The organism is Volucribacter amazonae (assembly GCF_029783845.1).
In the GTDB taxonomy this organism is placed as follows: Bacteria; Pseudomonadota; Gammaproteobacteria; order Enterobacterales; family Pasteurellaceae; genus Volucribacter; species Volucribacter amazonae.
This window is the reverse complement of sequence record NZ_LWID01000001.1, coordinates 1,189,145-1,208,602: the sequence shown is the minus strand read 5'-3', so window position 1 is coordinate 1,208,602 and position 19,458 is coordinate 1,189,145. Positions and strand designations below refer to the sequence as shown.

General features: G+C 41.1%; 5 protein-coding genes, 3 tRNA genes and 4 rRNA genes. 8 read left to right on the top strand and 4 right to left on the bottom strand.

What is annotated here, in order from left to right:
• Positions 1 to 252: 252 nt before the first annotated feature.
• From A6A20_RS05920 to metN, 4 genes are all read right to left on the bottom strand, one after another.
• Positions 253 to 9,174 (bottom strand): YadA-like family protein, encoded by an 8,922-nt coding sequence (locus A6A20_RS05920; RefSeq protein ID WP_279572580.1) that lies wholly within the window; start codon positions 9,172 to 9,174, stop codon positions 253 to 255.
• 881 nt (positions 9,175 to 10,055) lie between these two features.
• On the bottom strand, positions 10,056 to 10,841 hold the full coding sequence (locus A6A20_RS05915) for a MetQ/NlpA family lipoprotein (protein ID WP_279572579.1): 786 nt from the start codon (positions 10,839 to 10,841) through the stop codon (positions 10,056 to 10,058).
• Between the two features lie 24 nt (positions 10,842 to 10,865).
• Complete coding sequence (locus A6A20_RS05910) at positions 10,866 to 11,543, bottom strand: methionine ABC transporter permease (protein ID WP_279572578.1); 678 nt, start codon at positions 11,541 to 11,543, stop codon at positions 10,866 to 10,868.
• Positions 11,533 to 12,570, bottom strand: a complete 1,038-nt coding sequence (metN, locus tag A6A20_RS05905; RefSeq protein WP_279572577.1) for a methionine ABC transporter ATP-binding protein MetN — start codon at positions 12,568 to 12,570, stop codon at positions 11,533 to 11,535. Before metN ends, A6A20_RS05910 begins: the two co-directional genes overlap by 11 nt.
• A 234-nt stretch (positions 12,571 to 12,804) precedes the next feature.
• Between metN and gmhB the strand changes: the two genes are divergently transcribed.
• The 8 genes from gmhB to A6A20_RS05865 all read left to right on the top strand — a co-directional run bounded on the left by gmhB (position 12,805) and on the right by A6A20_RS05865 (position 19,305).
• On the top strand, positions 12,805 to 13,353 hold the full coding sequence (gene gmhB, locus A6A20_RS05900; RefSeq protein ID WP_279572576.1) for a D-glycero-beta-D-manno-heptose 1,7-bisphosphate 7-phosphatase: 549 nt from the start codon (positions 12,805 to 12,807) through the stop codon (positions 13,351 to 13,353).
• A gap of 486 nt (positions 13,354 to 13,839) precedes the next feature.
• A 16S ribosomal RNA gene (locus A6A20_RS05895) occupies positions 13,840 to 15,383 on the top strand.
• A gap of 87 nt (positions 15,384 to 15,470) precedes the next feature.
• Positions 15,471 to 15,546, top strand: a tRNA-Glu gene (locus A6A20_RS05890).
• Positions 15,547 to 15,711: 165 nt separating this feature from the next.
• Positions 15,712 to 18,720 (top strand): 23S ribosomal RNA (locus A6A20_RS05885).
• 131 nt (positions 18,721 to 18,851) lie between these two features.
• Positions 18,852 to 18,967: ribosomal RNA gene (rrf, locus tag A6A20_RS05880) — 5S ribosomal RNA — on the top strand.
• A gap of 51 nt (positions 18,968 to 19,018) precedes the next feature.
• A 5S ribosomal RNA gene (gene rrf, locus A6A20_RS05875) occupies positions 19,019 to 19,134 on the top strand.
• Together the 16S, 23S and 5S rRNA genes with 3 tRNA genes alongside form the textbook arrangement of a ribosomal RNA operon.
• Positions 19,135 to 19,147: 13 nt before the next feature.
• A tRNA-Asp gene (locus tag A6A20_RS05870) sits at positions 19,148 to 19,224 on the top strand.
• 5 nt (positions 19,225 to 19,229) lie between these two features.
• Positions 19,230 to 19,305, top strand: a tRNA-Trp gene (locus A6A20_RS05865).
• The last annotated feature ends 153 nt before the right edge of the window (positions 19,306 to 19,458 follow it).

Genomic DNA, 19,458 nt, shown 5'->3' with positions numbered 1-19,458 from the left:
TAAGTGAATGAATGAGCTTTTATTAATTTTCAAAAAAGCGAGTTGATGCTTTATACAGTAAGGTTTCAGGACACTTTTTAGTAACTATTTTGCCCATTATGCAAATTTTTAAACGAAATAAGAGTAGAAAAATATTTTTCTACTCTTATTTATAGAGCTAGATAGGCATTGGATTATGAAAGTCATAATTACAATTCTAGCAATAATCAATCACCCCCTATAATATTGGAGGTGATTGTATGATTTTTTAAGTTACCAGCTAAAGCCAACACCTACACTACCAGACATATCGCCTCGAGAATTGGTGCTACCTGATAATTTAAGCATCACTTTACCAGAATCACTTACTTTTGAGTAACCCATTGCTACGGCATTTTCACCACCATATGTACCTGCGGAAATAGCAAAAGTATTTTGTCCTGATAATGACGCCTGTGGTAAACCAGCCATTGCAACTGCACCTGCAATACCGCTTCGTAAACGACGATCCATTCGGTTCATTTCTTTCGCCAAATGTTGAACAGCTTGTCTGTTATTGTTTACTTGCTGGCTTAAGGTATAGAATTGACCGCCTGTAATAGCATCAGTTGAACCTTCTTTCACTTCGCCACTAGCAATATTCGTAATTCTATTACCACCATTATTCAAGCCTTTGTCGGTTAAACTTACGATTGAAGTATCATCTCCATTAGCTGGTTTTATAGTAACTCCAGTTCCATCGACAACAGTGGTTGACGTTGTTGTTACTGAACCATCAGCTTGAGTTGTTTTTGCAACATAAGTGGTACTATTCATCTCTTGGAGATCTTTAGCGAGTTTAACTTTCACTCCATCTGATCCAGAAGCGACTACTCCAATATTGTTGTCAGATAAATTATTATTTGCTCCACCAATAATATTGAATGTACTACCTAATTCACGTTTAACGGTTATGCCATCATCGCCTTGGAATGTCATTCCACTATTTTTCAATTCGTAAATTTGACCTGCATTAACCGCTTTTTTGCTACCCTCCTCAATGGTAACGTCAGCAAGGTTATCAATCGTTTTATTGCCAGCATCAATACCACTATCTTTGGAGATACTAATATCGCCAACGGCAACGCCTGTATTGGTAACTTTGACGATACCTTCAATATTTAATCCGTCTTTAGTTAGAGCAACATTGTCAACGGTAACGCCAACGGTATCAATGTATGTATCGCCAATTTCAATACTGCCATCGGAAGTTAAATCTAAGTGTTTATTTAGCTTAACATTTAGAGCGTTATCTTTAACTTCGGTTGTAATATTTGTACCATCACCTTTAATGTTAATCTCACTACCTAAATCTCCTGTAATGGTATTGCCTTTTTCATCACTTAGACCAAAACCACCACCATTATTTGAACTCGTAATTGAGTTAATCGCACCTTGTAAATCACCGATGTTGGCTACATTATTTAATGTATCACCTTTAGCCTCAGCTAATTTCGTTTCACCTAAGCCACTTGCGACATTGGTAATTTGATTTCCACCATTATTTAGCCCTTTTTCTAATGATAAACTAACGGTTTTGCCATTACCAGTAAGACTGATTTCAGTAGCACTATGACGACTAATATTACCGTTACTATCCGTCATGGTAATTAAATTCGCTTCAACGGAAGTTCCATTAGCTGGCTCGGTAGCAGTTCCCATTTCACCAAATGTTGCACTGGTTAAATTACTTAGTTCTTTTGCTAAACGAACCTCTAAGGCATTTGTCGTGGTATTTGCTACAACCCCGATATTTTTATCAGCTAATTCAGTGAGATTAGTTTCTGTTGTTTCTCCACCAGTAACATTCAACTGCTCGTTTAATTTACGTTTAACAATTTCGTTTCCATCGCCTTTAAATGTTAAACCATCGTTTAATGTTGCTACAGTTTGTTTTTGGTTATTGTTATCGGTATATTCAATACGTGTAATACTTGTACCATCAACAGCATTAGCCCCATCTTTGCCATTAACAATCAAGGTGGCGTTTGAGCTACTGTCTTCGCCTTTCCCGTTAATCACAACTTCATCTGATTCAACTTTTGCCCCACTAATTCCATCTTTGGTTAGTGAAATTGGCGTTGCTCCTGCTTCACTTGGGGTAATGGTAATACCGTTTTTATTAATAACGGTTTTACCATTATCATCATCGCCAAAGGTTACACTGTCTAAACCAGTTAGTGCTTTCGCTAGCGCAATGGTAATATTACCCGAGCTATCAACTTGGCTCATAATGTTTTTACCTGAATCAAACTTAGACCAATCACTATTAGCAACGGCACCTCGAATATTTACTTGGCTATTTAGCTTAGCTTGATATGCGGAGCCATCGTTCGCACCAAATACCAAACCATCATTTAAGGTTGCTACTGTTTGTTTTTGACCATTATTATCAGTATATTCAATACGTGTAATACTTGTATCATCAACACCTTTAGCGCCATCTTTGCCATTAACAACTAAGGTGGCGTTTGATGTGTTATCTTCGCCTTTTCCGTTAATCACAACTTCATCTGATTCAACTTTTGCCCCACTAATTCCATCTTTAGTTAGTGAAATTGGCGTTGCTCCTGCTTCACTTGGGGTAATAGTAATACCGTTTTTATTAATAACGGTTTTACCATTAGTATCATCGCCAAAGGTAATGCCATTCGTATCGATTTTGGTTTTACCCACAAGCAGGGTACCATCACTGCCTAAATCAATATTTCTCGCTAGTTCTATGGCAATTGTTCCTGTTGTGGTATTTGACGTAACTTTAATGTTTTTCGCCGTAGTTGCATTACCAGTTGCTCCACCAGTAATGTTTAACTGTTCATTTAATTTACGTGTTACAACATCAGTATTATCGCCTTTAAACTTCAAGCCATCTTCCAAGGTTGCGACAGTATGAGAATTATTATCCGCATCGGTGTATACAATCCGAGTAATGCTATTATCATCTAGATTTTTCGCTCCAGCATCACCATTGGTTCCATTATCGCCATTAGTGCCATTCACACCATCTTTACCTGCTATGGCAATGGTAGTTGCACCAGTGGTGGTTCCTTCTTCTGAAGTGGTTCCCCCCATTTGGATAGTTTTAGTTTCAATATTATCGCTTGAAACTTTTGCTCCACTGATACCATCTTTAGTTAGGCTGATGGTATCGCCCTCTTTTGGAGTAATAGTAATACCGTCTTTATTGATAACGGCTTTACCATTATCATCATCGCCAAAGGTTACACTGTCTAAACCAGTTAGTGCTTTCGCTAGCGCAATGGTAATATTACCCGAGCTATCAACTTGGCTCATAATGTTTTTACCTGAATCAAACTTAGACCAATCACTATTAGCAACGGCACCTTGAATATTTACTTGGCTATTTAGCTTAGCTTGATATGCAGAGCCATTGTTTGCACCAAATTTCATACCGTCATTTAATGTTGCCACAGTTTGTTTTTGGTTATTATTATCGGTATATTCAATACGTGTAATACTTGTATTATCAACACCTTTAGCGCCATCTTTGCCATTAACAACTAAGGTGGCGTTTGAGCTACGGTCTTCGCCTTTTCCGTTAATCACAACTTCATCTGATTCAACTTTTGCCCCACTAATTCCATCTTTGGTTAGTGAAATTTGCGTTGCTCCTGTTTCACTTGGGGTAATAGTAATACCGTCTTTATTAATAACAGTTTTACCATTAGTATCATCGCCAAAGGTAATGTTATCAGCACTTACTTTGGTATTGCCTACGAGTAAGCTACCATTGCTACCTAAATTAATATCTTTTGCTAATTCGATGGCAATTGTTCCTGTGGTGGTATTTGACGTAACTTTAATGTTTTTGGCAGTGGTTACATCGCCAGTTGCTCCACCAGTAATATCTAACTGTTCGTTTAATTTACGTGTTACAACAGCATCATTATCGCCTTTGAACTTCAAGCCATCATCTAAAGTAGCGACAGTATGATCTGTTGTACCATCGTTATACACAAGACGAGTAATATTATTTCCATCAACACCTGCTGCCCCTTTAGTTCCGTCTTCTCCAGTTACACCATCTTTTCCTTTAAGCGCTAAGGTAGCTGTGCCGTTGTCATTACCGCTTCCATTAATTACAACTTCTTTTGTTTCAATTTTGTCTGCTGAAACATCGCCACTGGTTTCAATAGTTAATTTGCCTGATTCATCACGACTTAACTTCACATTTTTACCAGCAACAACAGTAAGAGTTTCTTCTGGAGTAATTGTTTTCGCATCACCTGTTGCTTTATCATCAATGGCTCCATCGCCTTTTTCAACAGCTAATGTCCATCCTTTATTGGCTTTATTTACGGACTGTTGCACAGTAAATAACTGTCCACCTGTTACCACATCTTTGGAATTTTCCGCAAGACTACCATCGCCCACATTGGTAATAGTCTTACCGCCTGCGTCAATACCAGCGGTAGTTACACTTGGACCATCAGTAATGGTTAAGCCATTGCTATTTAAGCTGGCTTTGCCACCTTCAAAGGTAATACCATCGGCACTTACTTTGGTTTTATCCACTAATAAGCTACCATCGCTGCCTAGATCAATATTTTTTGCTAATTCGATGGCAATCGTTCCAGCCGTATTTGAGGTTACCTTGATATTTTTCTTAGTTGTTACATCGCCAGTCGCTCCGCCAGTAATCTCTAACTGTTCGTTTAATTTGCGTGTTACAACATCCTCATTATCGCCTTTAAACTTCAAGCCATCATCTAAAGTGGCGACAGTATGATCTGTTGTACCATCGTTATACACAAGACGAGTAATATTATTTCCATCAACACCTGCTGCCCCTTTAGTTCCGTCTTCTCCAGTTACGCCATCTTTTCCTTTAAGAGCTAAGGTAGCTGTGCCATTGTCATTACCGCTTCCATTAATTACAACTTCTTTTGTTTCAATTTTGTCTGCTGAAACATCGCCACTGGTTTCAATAGTTAATTTGCCTGATTCATCACGACTTAACTTCACATTTTTGCCAGCAACAACAGTAAGAGTTTCTTCTGGTTTTATGGTTTTCGCATCATCAGTAGTAGCTTTATCATCAATGGCTCCATCGCCTTTTTCAACACCTAATTTCCAGCCCTTATTAGCTGTTTCTGCAGATGTTTTCACATCAAACAATTGTCCACCAGTAACCACCTCTTTAGAGTTTTTTGTAACACTACCATCACCCACATTGGTAATAGCCTTACCGCCTGCATTAATACCAGCGGTAGTTACACTTGGACCATCAGTAATGGTTAAGCCATTGCTATTTAAGCTGGCTTTGCCACCTTCAAAGGTAATACCATCGGCACTTACTTTGGTTTTATCCACTAATAAGCTACCATCGCTGCCTAGATCAATATTTTTTGCTAATTCGATGGCAATCGTTCCAGCCGTATTTGAGGTTACCTTGATATTTTTCTTAGTTGTTACATCGCCAGTCGCTCCGCCAGTAATCTCTAACTGTTCGTTTAATTTACGTGTTACAACGTCCTCATTATCGCCTTTAAACTTCAAGCCATCTTCCAAGGTTGCAACGGTATGTGTGCCATCAGAGTCAGTGTAAACAATACGAGTCATGCTCTTATCATCTAAATTGTTTGCTCCAGCAACACCACTGGTTCCATTATCGCCATTAGTGCCATTCGCACCATCTTTACCAGCGATAGCAATGGTAGTTGCTCCTGTGGTAGTTCCGTCTGAAGTTGTTCCCCCCATTTGAATGGTTTTGGTTTCCACTTTATCTGCTGAAACATTGCTACCAGTTGCAATAGTGATCTTACCGCCCTCTTGGGTAAGGTTAATGTTATTACCAGCCTCAATGGTTACCTTAGCATTTTCGCCAATAGATTTCTCTTCTGTACCAGATACAGTGCCTCCTGTTGTGGCGGCAGTGGTTAATGTCCAACCAGAATAAGAAGATCCACTATTTTGACTGCTTGTTATATCTTTAATAGCGGCTTGTAATTGGTCTTCCGTTGCGGCTCTCCCACTTGTAATATTATCTTTATCCCAGCTAGTATTGGTTAAGCCTGTAATGGTGCCATCGGTGCCATTAATGGTAATCTTTTTATCACCACCAATAGTAATGGTATTTGCTAAAGATAAGGCAATGCCATTTGCTGAGGCAGTAGAAAGAATATTGCTATCGCCAGTGATATTAACCGTACTATTTAGAGCAAAGGTATAATTTGTTGTACCGTTACCAACTTTAATGCCCTCTTGTTTTAATGTAGTAAACTGTTGATAATTTACCGCATCGCCATTGCTTGTGCCATTTGCCACATTGCTGATTTTTTTATTACCAGCGTCAATACCATCGGTAGTTACATTTGGGCCATCAGTAATAGTTAAACCGTTGCTATTGAGACTTGCATTGCCACCATCAAAGGTAATGCCATCTGAACTTACTTTGGTTTTATCGACGGTTAAACTACCGTCAGAACCCAATTTAACGTCTTTTACTAACTCAACATTTAAAGTGCCATTCTCAGTATCCGTAGTAACTTTAATATTTTTATCGCTTGTTGTTGTGCCTGTCGCACCCCCTTTAATGGCTAAAGATTGCCCTAACGTGCGATTAACGGTCTCCCCTGAATCTGCCGTAAAACTTAAATTGCTTGTTGCTACATCTTTTAATTGTGCCACAGTTACCACATCATCATCTAGCACACCATCGGCGACATTGGTAATACGGCGAGCAATGGTGCTACTACCCACTGACACAATCCCTGCTTTACTTTGGTCTTTTGCGGTGCGATATGATGTCGTTTCTGCAGTTACTTTATCGCTTTCTATAACTTTAGATAATGAACCAATTGCCACAGAGTTATTTATGCTAGCATTTGCTTGATAACCTAAGGCAACGGCAGTTTTTGTTGCATTAGCTTGCCCACCTAGTACGGTTGCTCCGCTATCACCTGTTGAGTTATAACCAATTACTACACTACTTGCATTGCCTGTACTATTTGTCCCTAGCACAATTGAGCCAGTACCATTACCTGTGGCATTTACCCCAATAACAATTTCATTACCATGAGTTAATGATGTCGTTTTTGACTCACGTCCAATGACAATGGCATCAGCACTATTTGCTACCGCTTTTTGTCCAATAGCAATTGAACTTTCGCCCTGTGCATTAGCGGCATTACCCATAGCAATGGTGCTTGCATTGTTAGAAATTGAGCTAACACCAATCGCAATGGCATCTGTTCCTGTTGCACTTGCCGCCGTTCCAGTGGAATTTGCTTTGAAGTATTTATTTTCGCTTGAACTGCCAGTGTTGATATTTCCCGTTAGAGCGATTTTAACGCCTGTTGAGGTAGTGGTTACCTCAATATTATCGCCACCCTCTACTTTAATGCTATCGCCTAAATTGAACGTGTTTTGTGTTGTAGCGTTACCAAATTTAATCCCTTTCGCAATTTTTTCACTTACCGCAAAAAGTTGTTGCCCTGTTACGGCTTCTTTGGAGGTTGCGGATAGCGTGGCATTGGACATATTGGAGATTTTTTTGCCGCCCATATCTAAGCCATTGCTATTTAGATTGACAGAACTGTCAGTAAAGAGAACACCATCAGCAGAGACTTTTGTATTTCCCACAGTAAGGCTACCACTGCTGGTTAAATTCACATCTTTCGCTAGCTCGACTAACAGGCTATCACCGCCAGCGGTAACTTTAATATTATTGGCAGCGGTTGTCGTTGTGCTATCCGCACCGCCTTTAACGGTAATGGTATCGCCCAAGCCTTTTTGCACACCTGTACCCGTATCGCCATTAAAGGTAATCTTTTTCGTAGCTTGTGTATTAACTTCTCTGATAGCTTCTTCTATCGTTGTTTTTCCTGTGCCACCCACATTATTCAGGGTAACTTTACCATCGCTACCAATGGTTGCATTGCTACCTAAAACAGATTTTAAGTTATTTTGAGCTTCTTTTAATTGAGCGACAACCACGACATCGTTATCGTCTTGACCACCTGCTACATTAATAATACGGCGTTTTACGTTATCGCTCCCTACGGAAACCACGCCACTGGTTGTATCGGAATTGGTTGTTTGTGTAAGATAGGCTTGAGTATTGGTTGCAATCGTCGTAGCAGCGGCAACAGAGTTAGAACCTAATGCCACAGAATTTGCCGCATTAGCATTAGCATTCGTACCAATTGCCGTTGCATAATTCGCACTGGCGTTGGAATTTACCCCAAGGGCTAATGATTGTTCGCCAGATGACTTGGCAATATCACCAATCGCAATAGCAAATTTTCCAGAAGCGTTAGCGGAGGTACCAACGGCAAGGGAGCTATAGTTACTTGCTGAGGTATTATATCCCAACGCCAAAGCATTTTCGTTAAGGGCTTTAGAGTCTTTCCCTAATGCGACAGCACTTTTACCGTCAGAAGCATTTGCATTATAGCCAATAGCAACAGTCCCTTCTTGGTTGGTTCTAGCGGCGTAACCTAATGATAAGGAACCTACACCTAATGCTTTTGTTTCATAACCTAATGCGGTGGCAGCATCAGCGTATGTATTTGAATCTCGACCAATTGCAACAGAGTTTTTATACATAGAAACGGAATTTTGTCCCATCGCAATACTAGCATAGCCATCTGTAATTCTTGTTCCGTTGCTGTGCATTGAGCCTACTTTACCACCGGACATCGCAATACCGTAATCACCCGAAACATAACTGTTCCCTAAGGCTACGGAAGAAGTCCCATTTACCCCCCCCCAGCCCAATAATACAGCGGAGCCTCCTTTTGCGGTGCCGCCACCGATAGTTACCGCTGAAGCACCTAATGCTTTTGAGGCGGCACCAATTGCTACCCCATTGGTATTCCCTTCTACCTGTGCTGAGTCAGGACCAATGACTAATCCATGACCATCCAGAAATTTTACACAACTTTGTGGGTCGGACTTACTGGTACAACTTCCTGAAATAATAGCATGTGCGGTATTGACTCCTACGACATTTGATACTAATAAGGCGGGTAAACTTAAGGCAAAGAATTTACAAAATGATAAGGCGACATTGCCTTGAGATTTCTCCTCTGGCGAATGGCTACTTGCTTTACATTCGCCTTTACTTAATTCCGAGGTAACCACTAAACGTTGTAAAGTTTTGTTCCAAATAATTTTAAAAATTTTGTTCATAACGAGCCCTATAATAAATTAAATGTGTAATAATATGTAAAAATCATCAATTAAATTTCGAGATTATAGTATAGATATAAATGACAATGATAACAACCGTAAATATCGTTAAATTAATACCTAATTTAGGTATTAAAACATAAAATGCTTGTAAATCAGGTTGCAATGATAGGTTAGATGCTGAAACCTGTAAGCTGTGTTAATAAAAAGTGCGGTGAGTTTTTGAGATTTTTTGGTTTTTTATCTGATTTTGTTAATGGTGCCTTGGCGATAGGACAGAAAACAGAGGACAGAATAATGGTAAACTAATTTAGTGATAGCTAAGATTAATGTTGTATTTTGTCTTTGGTAGTGTAAGGAAAAGAAAACAAGGGTGTAGGGTTGCAGGGAAAATACCTAATATATAACCATTTAACTCAACGCTTAGCTAAGTCAAATAGCAAGATTTATACAGAAAATCCTGCCTATGACGATTTGGTTTTTTATTATGATTTATAGTAGGTCAATCATTTACAAGAATACTGTTTAAAAAAGGGGATAATCAATAACCTTACAGAATCTTTTTCTCACCCTTATGGCGAGCTTTATCACAAGATGACTAATAAATATCTACTATATTATGTCAATGAAATGGCATAGAAAGTGTTTTTCGTTGTTAAGACGTGAACGGTAAATAATAGTATTAAGGGAAAAATATTTATAGAGGGGTAATCCTTATATCTTTTCCTCGTTTGGGTAATCTTAATAATCTATTTTATTCCAATAAAAAGCGAGAGAACGTATTTTTCTCTCGCTTTTTCCCATTTTTTATCCATTACATCAAGAGTTAATATTATTAACTTTTTATAATGTTAAAAACGTAATATTCTAATTATTTTAGCTTACCAGCCTTTTACCACACCGTCTTTAAAATGTTTTTTCGCTTCGGCTTCTACTTCATCAGTTTGGTAGGCTTTTACGAAATTTTGTATGGCGGGGCTGTCTTTGTTATCTTTGCGTGCAACGATGATATTTACATAAGGAGAATCTTTGTCTTCTACAAAAACACCATCTTCAATGGTTAATCCAACTTGTCCTGCATAGGTATTATTAACCACCGCTAAGGTTACATCATCTAAAGCTCGAGCAGCCACAGAAGTATCTACTTCTTTAATTTTTAGATTTTTCGGATTTTCAACAATATCTAATGTGGTAGAGAAAAGATTAGTGTTGTCTTTTAATTTTATTAAGCCTTGTTTTTCCAATAAAATTAATGCACGAGCGAGGTTACTTGGATCATTAGGTACCGCAACGACATCACCTTCTTTAAGCTCATCAACATGTTTAATTTTTTTGGAATAGCCTGCTAATGGGTAAACAAAGGTATTGCCTACAATAACCAGATTTTTTAGGCCTTTTTCTTGGCTATCTTTATCCAAATAAGGTTTGTGTTGCATGGCGTTAGCATCAAGATCTTTACTGGCAACTGCTGAGTTTGGTAGGGCATAGTCATTGAATAATACATATTCAACATCTAAGCCATATTTCTCTTTTGCTACTTTGGCAGCGACTTCTGCTACTTCATGCTCAGGACCCGCCATTACGCCGACTTTAATTTTTTCTGCTAATGCATTGGTTGAAATAAGGGTTGCAAGTGCAGTTAATGCAAATACTTTAGTTAATTTCATAGGTAAACCTCTTTCGTTGAATAACTAACGATGATCGACTTTTTTTGCCAGATCATCACCGATTTTTTGGCTGATCATTACGATCAACACGATGATTATGGTTGAAAGCCATTTAACATAGCCCATATTACGATATTCGCCATAGTTAATGGCTAAACTACCTAGACCTCCACCGCCGACAATGCCTGCCATTGCAGAATAGCCAATTAAGGTAACTAGTGTCAGCGTAATACCATTCACTAAGGCAGGTAATGCCTCAGCAAGATAGAATTTGCGGATAATTTGCCAGTTTGTTGCCCCCATAGCTTTACCTGTTTCCGTTAAACCTACTGGAATTTCCATAAAAGCATTAGCGGTAAGTCGAGCAACAAAAGGCATTGCAGCGACACTAAGAGGCACAATGGCGGCGGTAGTACCGAGTTTAGTGCCGACAATAAATTTTGTTACAGGCAATAAAATAATTAACAAAATAATAAAGGGAACAGAACGCCCAATATTAATGATGGCATCAAGGATACGATGTAAGGTTAAGTTTTGTAATATTTGTCCTTTGCCACAAGTGAAAGTATAAATACCTAGAGGGACACCGACTAAGACAGCAAAAAAAGTTGCCACAAAGCTCATATAAACAGTTTCCCATGTTGAGGTTGCGACTAATTCCCACATTTTGGGCGTTAATTGGTTTAAAAAATCATTCCACATAGCCTAACACCTCGACTCGAACATTATTTTCCATTAAATAAATTTTGGTTTGGGTAATAGCATCTTCATCGCCTTCTACTTCAGCAATGGTATAGCCGAATTTCACGCCACCGGCATAATCAATTTGTGAAGTAAGAATGCTCAATTCAACACCATATTTTTTTGATGCTTGAGAAAGTAAAGGGGCATCAACAGAACGTCCTGTAAACTCAAATTTGATAATCGGATAGGCTTTTTCGTGTTTTGGACTTTCGGATAGTTTTTCCAAATATTCTTCAGGTAAATTAATATGAAATGTAGAACGGATAAATTCTTGCGCCAATTCTGTTTTGGGATTAGAGAAAATCTCGCTGACAGAACCTTGTTCAATTAATTGCCCTTTATCAATTACAGCCACTTGATCGCAGATACGCTTAACCACGTCCATTTCGTGAGTAATCAATAAAATGGTAATGCCTAAAGTGCGGTTAATTTCTTTTAATAATTTTAAAATGGATTGCGTTGTGGCAGGATCTAAGGCACTGGTCGCTTCATCACAAAGTAAAACCTTTGGATCAAGGGCTAAAGCTCTTGCGATTGCTACACGTTGTTTTTGCCCTCCCGAAAGATTTGCGGGATAAGTGTCTTTCTTATCTGTCAATCCAACTAAAGCTAAAAGTGCGGTCACTTTTTGTGTTATTTTTTCCTTAGGTTGTTGAGCAAGTTCTAATGGTAAAGCAATATTGTCATAAACTGTGCGTGAACTCAGTAGATTGAAATGCTGAAAAATCATACCAATATTACGGCGTTCATGTACAAGCTGTTGCTGATTAAATTGAGTAAGATCTTTGTTATCGACAATGACTGAGCCGAAAGTTGGTGTTTCTAATAAATTCACACAACGAATTAATGTGCTTTTACCTGCACCAGAAGCACCAATAACACCAAAAATTTCACCTTTTGGTACGGTCAAGTTGATATTGTCCAAAGCAGTTAATTTCTTGCCTGCGACATCAAAAATTTTACTGACATTTTTTAATTGGATCATATAGAAAGCGATTTCCCGAATAATATTATGTCAACATAAGGTTAAATTGCCATTTTAGACGTCTAGATCGCTATGTCAATAAATATTACGGATATTTTTAGATGATATGGCTATTTCTTTGTTCGGTTTCTTATAAGGCTATGATGATGGATAATATTTGCTAAAACGGTATAGGCAGGCGATAATTTTGTGCCAACAATTTTAAAGTAAAATGAAATAATGAAGGATTAATTTATGAATAAAGCTGTTTTTTTAGATCGAGATGGCACGCTAAATATTGATTATGGTTATGTGCATGAAATTGACAAATTCCATTTTATTGAAGGAAGTATTGAAGCCTTACAACAATTAAAACAAGCAGGTTATTTGTTAGTGCTGGTAACCAATCAATCAGGTATTGCGAGAGGCTATTTTAGTGAACAACAATTTTTACAATTGACAGAATGGATGGATTGGTCATTAGCAGATCGTGGTGTTGATCTTGATGGTATTTATTATTGTCCACATCACCCTGAGGGAATGGGGGTATTTAAACAAGTTTGTGATTGTCGTAAACCCAAAGCAGGAATGTTATTACAAGCCATACAAGAATTACATATTGATCCTACACAATCAATTATGATTGGCGATAAACTTATTGATATTATGGCAGGAAAAGAAGCAAAAATTGCAACGAATATTTTAGTGAAATCGGGACAATGTGTTGATATAGAGGGAGAAAAAATAGCAGATATCGTACTTAATTCTATTGCTGATTTACCGAGTTGGCTTGGTATATCGTAGCAAAATATTCAACAAACTTTATGTTTTGTATCTATTTCAAGAAAAGTGCGGTCAAAATTTCATTTATTTTATCAATCTTAAGAATGTGCGCAAGATAGGTTGTGTTGAAAGAAGCAACGAAAAATGAGTAGAAAATATTAAGATTGTTTAAGAAAAAAGCAATTGTGATTTTTTTATAAAAAATCCCTTGCAGGCTAAGAAAAGATCCCTATAATACGCCTCCGCAACGCAATGATGTGACATTTAACAAATGGATAGCATTATTCTGAAGTTAAACAAGATAATCAGAATATAAAAATTTGATTGACAGCGTATTGCGAATTGACTAGAATAGTCAGCCTTGCTTTTAGCAAGATGTTCTTTAACAAGATAATCAGACAATCTGTGTGGGCACTCGTGTGCTTGAGTTTGAAAATATTGAAAATTTTAGATTTAACACACCAGTGCTGAACAATTTATTTGAAGTCAGTATTGAGTGGAAAGATTAAACTGAAGAGTTTGATCATGGCTCAGATTGAACGCTGGCGGCAGGCTTAACACATGCAAGTCGAACGGTAACGGGGAAGAAACTTGTTTCTTTTGCTGACGAGTGGCGGACGGGTGAGTAAGGCTTGGGAATTTGGCTTATGGAGGGGGATAACCACGGGAAACTGTGGCTAACACCGCGTAATATCGAGAGATTAAAGTAGTGGGACTTTTTGGCCACTAGCCATAAGATAAGCCCAAGTGAGATTAGCTAGTTGGTGGGGTAAAGGCCTACCAAGGCGACGATCTCTAGCTGGTCTGAGAGGATGACCAGCCACACTGGGACTGAGACACGGCCCAGACTCCTACGGGAGGCAGCAGTGGGGAATATTGCGCAATGGAGGGAACTCTGACGCAGCCATGCCGCGTGAATGAAGAAGGCCTTCGGGTTGTAAAGTTCTTTCGGTGGTGAGGAAGGCTACTGTTTTAATAGAGCAGTAGATTGACGTTAGCCACAGAAGAAGCACCGGCTAACTCCGTGCCAGCAGCCGCGGTAATACGGAGGGTGCGAGCGTTAATCGGAATAACTGGGCGTAAAGGGCACGCAGGCGGTCACTTAAGTGAGGTGTGAAATCCCTGGGCTTAACCTAGGAATTGCATTTCATACTGGGTGACTAGAGTCCTCTAGGGAGGGGTAGAATTCCACGTGTAGCGGTGAAATGCGTAGAGATGTGGAGGAATACCGAAGGCGAAGGCAGCCCCTTGGGGAGAGACTGACGCTCATGTGCGAAAGCGTGGGGAGCAAACAGGATTAGATACCCTGGTAGTCCACGCTGTAAACGCTGTCGATTTGGGGATTGGGCTTAAATGCTTGGTGCTCGTAGTTAACGTGATAAATCGACCGCCTGGGGAGTACGGCCGCAAGGTTAAAACTCAAATGAATTGACGGGGGCCCGCACAAGCGGTGGAGCATGTGGTTTAATTCGATGCAACGCGAAGAACCTTACCTACTCTTGACATCCTAAGAAGCCTTTAGAGATAGAGGCGTGCCGTAAGGAGCTTAGAGACAGGTGCTGCATGGCTGTCGTCAGCTCGTGTTGTGAAATGTTGGGTTAAGTCCCGCAACGAGCGCAACCCTTATCCTTTGTTGCCAGCATTTGAGGTGGGAACTCAAAGGAGACTGCCAGTGATAAACTGGAGGAAGGTGGGGATGACGTCAAGTCATCATGGCCCTTACGAGTAGGGCTACACACGTGCTACAATGGTGCATACAGAGGGCAGCGAGAGCGCGAGCTTAAGCGAATCTCAGAAAGTGCATCTAAGTCCGGATTGGAGTCTGCAACTCGACTCCATGAAGTCGGAATCGCTAGTAATCGCAAATCAGAATGTTGCGGTGAATACGTTCCCGGGCCTTGTACACACCGCCCGTCACACCATGGGAGCGGGTTGTACCAGAAGTGGATAGCTTAACCGAAAGGAGGGCGTTCACCACGGTATGATTCGTGACTGGGGTGAAGTCGTAACAAGGTAACCGTAGGGGAACCTGCGGTTGGATCACCTCCTTATAAAAGGGCTTGAGTGCACGAGGTGTCCACACAGATTGTTTGATAATTTATAGTGAAGATAAGCGAGTGAAAGTATCTTTATATGTTGTCCCCATCGTCTAGAGGCCTAGGACATCGCCCTTTCACGGCGGTAACCGGGGTTCGAATCCCCGTGGGGACGCCATATAAAGATGATTTTAATCGATTATCTGATGTTCTTTAACAAGTAGGAAACAAGCTGAAAACTGAAGACTTTCAAGAAAAGTCTGAGTAAAACCTTAATTTATTGAAAGGGTAAATTAAGGGCATTCTTAAGTCAGCCTCTAAGTGAGAGCACTAGAGGTTGTATAGTTAAGTAATGAAGCGTACAGGGCGGATGCCTTGGCAATCAGAGGCGAAGAAGGACGTGCTAATCTGCGAAAAGTCTGGAGGAGTTGATAAGAAGCGTGATAACTCCAGAATATCCGAATGGGGAAACCCAGTAGATGAAGAATCTACTATCATTAACTGAATCCATAGGTTAATGAGGCGAACCGGGAGAACTGAAACATCTAAGTACCCCGAGGAAAAGAAATCAACCGAGATTCCGTGAGTAGCGGCGAGCGAAAGCGGAGTAGCCAGTAAGTGATAGTTTTGTTATCAGTAGAAGGTGTTGGAAAGCACCGCCATAGCGGGTGATAGCCCCGTATACGAAGATAATGAAATGGTACTAGGCTTACGAGAAGTAGTGCGGGACACGAGAAATCCTGTATGAAGATAGGGGGCCCATCCTCTAAGGCTAAATACTCCTGATTGACCGATAGTGAACCAGTACTGTGAAGGAAAGGCGAAAAGAACCCCGGTGAGGGGAGTGAAATAGAACCTGAAACCCTGTACGTACAAGCAGTGGGAGCCCGCTCACTCAATGTTATTGAGTGGCGGAAACGTTGAAAAAACAGACCGCACTTTAGGGTTAATTTTTCGTGAAACGAAAAATTTAACCCCCAAAGAAGCAGTGAGATTGAGTGAGCGGGTGACTGCGTACCTTTTGTATAATGGGTCAGCGACTTATATTTTGTAGCGAGGTTAACCGCATAGGGAAGCCGAAGGGAAACCGAGTCTTAACTGGGCGAGAAGTTGCAAGGTATAGACCCGAAACCCGGTGATCTAGCCATGGGCAGGTTGAAGGTTGGGTAACACTAACTGGAGGACCGAACCGACTAATGTTGAAAAATTAGCGGATGACTTGTGGCTGGGGGTGAAAGGCCAATCAAACCGGGAGATAGCTGGTTCTCCCCGAAATCTATTTAGGTAGAGCCTTAAGTGAATACCTTCGGGGGTAGAGCACTGTTTCGGCTAGGGGTCCATCCCGGATTACCAACCCGATGCAAACTGCGAATACCGAAGAGTACTGCTTAGGAGACACACGGCGGGTGCTAACGTCCGTCGTGGAGAGGGAAACAACCCAGACCGCCAGCTAAGGTCCCCAAGTCTATATTAAGTGGGAAACGAAGTGGGAAGGCTTAGACAGCTAGGATGTTGGCTTAGAAGCAGCCACCATTTAAAGAAAGCGTAATAGCTCACTAGTCGAGTCGGCCTGCGCGGAAGATGTAACGGGGCTAAAATATAGCACCGAAGCTGCGGCATCAGAGTAAACTCTGTTGGGTAGGGGAGCGTTGTGTAAGCCGTAGAAGGTGTATTGAGAAGTATGCTGGAGGTATCACAAGTGCGAATGCTGACATAAGTAACGATAAAACGGGTGAAAAACCCGTTCGCCGAAAGACCAAGGTTTCCTGTCCAACGTTAATCGGGGCAGGGTGAGTCGGCCCCTAAGGCGAGGCTGAAAAGCGTAGTCGATGGGAAACGGGTTAATATTCCCGTACTTGAATAAACTGCGATGTGGGGACGGAGCAGGTTAAGTTAGCAGTAGATTGGATTGTACTGTTTAAGTTTGTAGGTGGGGTTTTTAGGCAAATCCGGAAACCTGATAACACTGAGAAATGATGACGACGCTCTATTGGGCGGAAGTAACTGATACCCAACTTCCAGGAAAAGCCACTAAGCTTCAGGTTTATTTAAACCGTACTGAAAACCGACACAGGTGGTTAGGTAGAGAATACTCAGGCGCTTGAGAGAACTCGGGTGAAGGAACTAGGCAAAATAGCACCGTAACTTCGGGAGAAGGTGCGCTGGCGTAGTGTGAAGTTTGCACAAATGGAGCACGAACCAGTCGAAGTGACCCGCTGGCTGCAACTGTTTATTAAAAACACAGCACTCTGCAAACACGTAAGTGGAAGTATAGGGTGTGATGCCTGCCCGGTGCTGGAAGGTTAATTGATGGTGTCATCGCAAGAGAAGCACTTGATCGAAGCCCCAGTAAACGGCGGCCGTAACTATAACGGTCCTAAGGTAGCGAAATTCCTTGTCGGGTAAGTTCCGACCTGCACGAATGGCATAATGATGGCCAGGCTGTCTCCACCCGAGACTCAGTGAAATTGAAATCGCCGTGAAGATGCGGTGTACCCGCGGCTAGACGGAAAGACCCCGTGAACCTTTACTATAGCTTGACACTGAACCTTGAATTTTGATGTGTAGGATAGGTGGGAGACTTTGAAGTGGTAACGCCAGTTATCATGGAGTCGTTGTTGAAATACCACCCTTTAACGTTTGATGTTCTAACGAAGACTGCGAAACGCGGTTTCGGACAGTGTCTGGTGGGTAGTTTGACTGGGGCGGTCTCCTCCCAAAGAGTAACGGAGGAGCACGAAGGTTTGCTAATCACGGTCGGACATCGTGAGGATAGCGCAATGGTAAAAGCAAGCTTAACTGCGAGACGGACAAGTCGAGCAGGTGCGAAAGCAGGTCATAGTGATCCGGTGGTTCTGAATGGAAGGGCCATCGCTCAACGGATAAAAGGTACTCCGGGGATAACAGGCTGATACCGCCCAAGAGTTCATATCGACGGCGGTGTTTGGCACCTCGATGTCGGCTCATCACATCCTGGGGCTGAAGTAGGTCCCAAGGGTATGGCTGTTCGCCATTTAAAGTGGTACGCGAGCTGGGTTTAGAACGTCGTGAGACAGTTCGGTCCCTATCTGCCGTGGGCGTAGGATAATTGAGAGGGGCTGCTCCTAGTACGAGAGGACCGGAGTGGACGCATCACTGGTGTTCCAGTTGTCTCGCCAGAGGCATTGCTGGGTAGCTAAATGCGGAAGAGATAAGTGCTGAAAGCATATAAGCACGAAACTTGCCTTGAGATGAGTTATCCCAATCTAAGGATTGTAAGGGTTGTTTGAGACGAAGACGTAGATAGGCTGGGTGTGTAAGCGTTGTGAGACGTTGAGCTAACCAGTACTAATTGCCCGAGAGGCTTAACTATACAACGCTGTAGTGTTTTTGCGTAGAGAAGAAAGAGTTAGAGGATAGAGAGTTGAAGTAGGCAGCTTGTTTTTGAAGTTAAAGAGAAGAAAGAGAAAAGGTAAGAGAGAAGTTAATCATCAAAAGAATATTCTTGGCGGCGATAGTGCGGTGGTCCCACCTGACCCCATGCCGAACTCAGAAGTGAAACGCCGTAACGCCGATGGTAGTGTGGGGCATCCCCATGTGAGAGTAGGTCACCGCCAGGTTTTTTATATTGTAAGAATATTTTAATTGAGTATTTTTACAATATAAAATTTTTTGGCAGCAATAGTGCAGTGGAACCACCTGATTCCATGCCGAACTCAGAAGTGAAACGCTGTAACGCCGATGGTAGTGTGGGGTTTCCCCATGTGAGAGTAGGTCACTGCCAATTTACCATACATAGCGGAGTGGTAGTTCAGCTGGTTAGAATACCTGCCTGTCACGCAGGGGGTCGCGGGTTCGAGTCCCGTCCATTCCGCCAATTCTAGGGGCGTAGTTCAATTGGTAGAGCACCGGTCTCCAAAACCGGGTGTTGGGAGTTCGAGCCTCTCCGCCCCTGCCATTTATCATTTCTTTTCTCAAATAAATTTATTACTTATAGAATAATTCTTATTTTTTTAATTCAATTGTGATAGTAAGCTCTTTTTGTTCTTTACGAAAATGAGATAATACTTATTCTGAGTTGAGAGCGGTCTATTTTGAAATTATTTTTCCC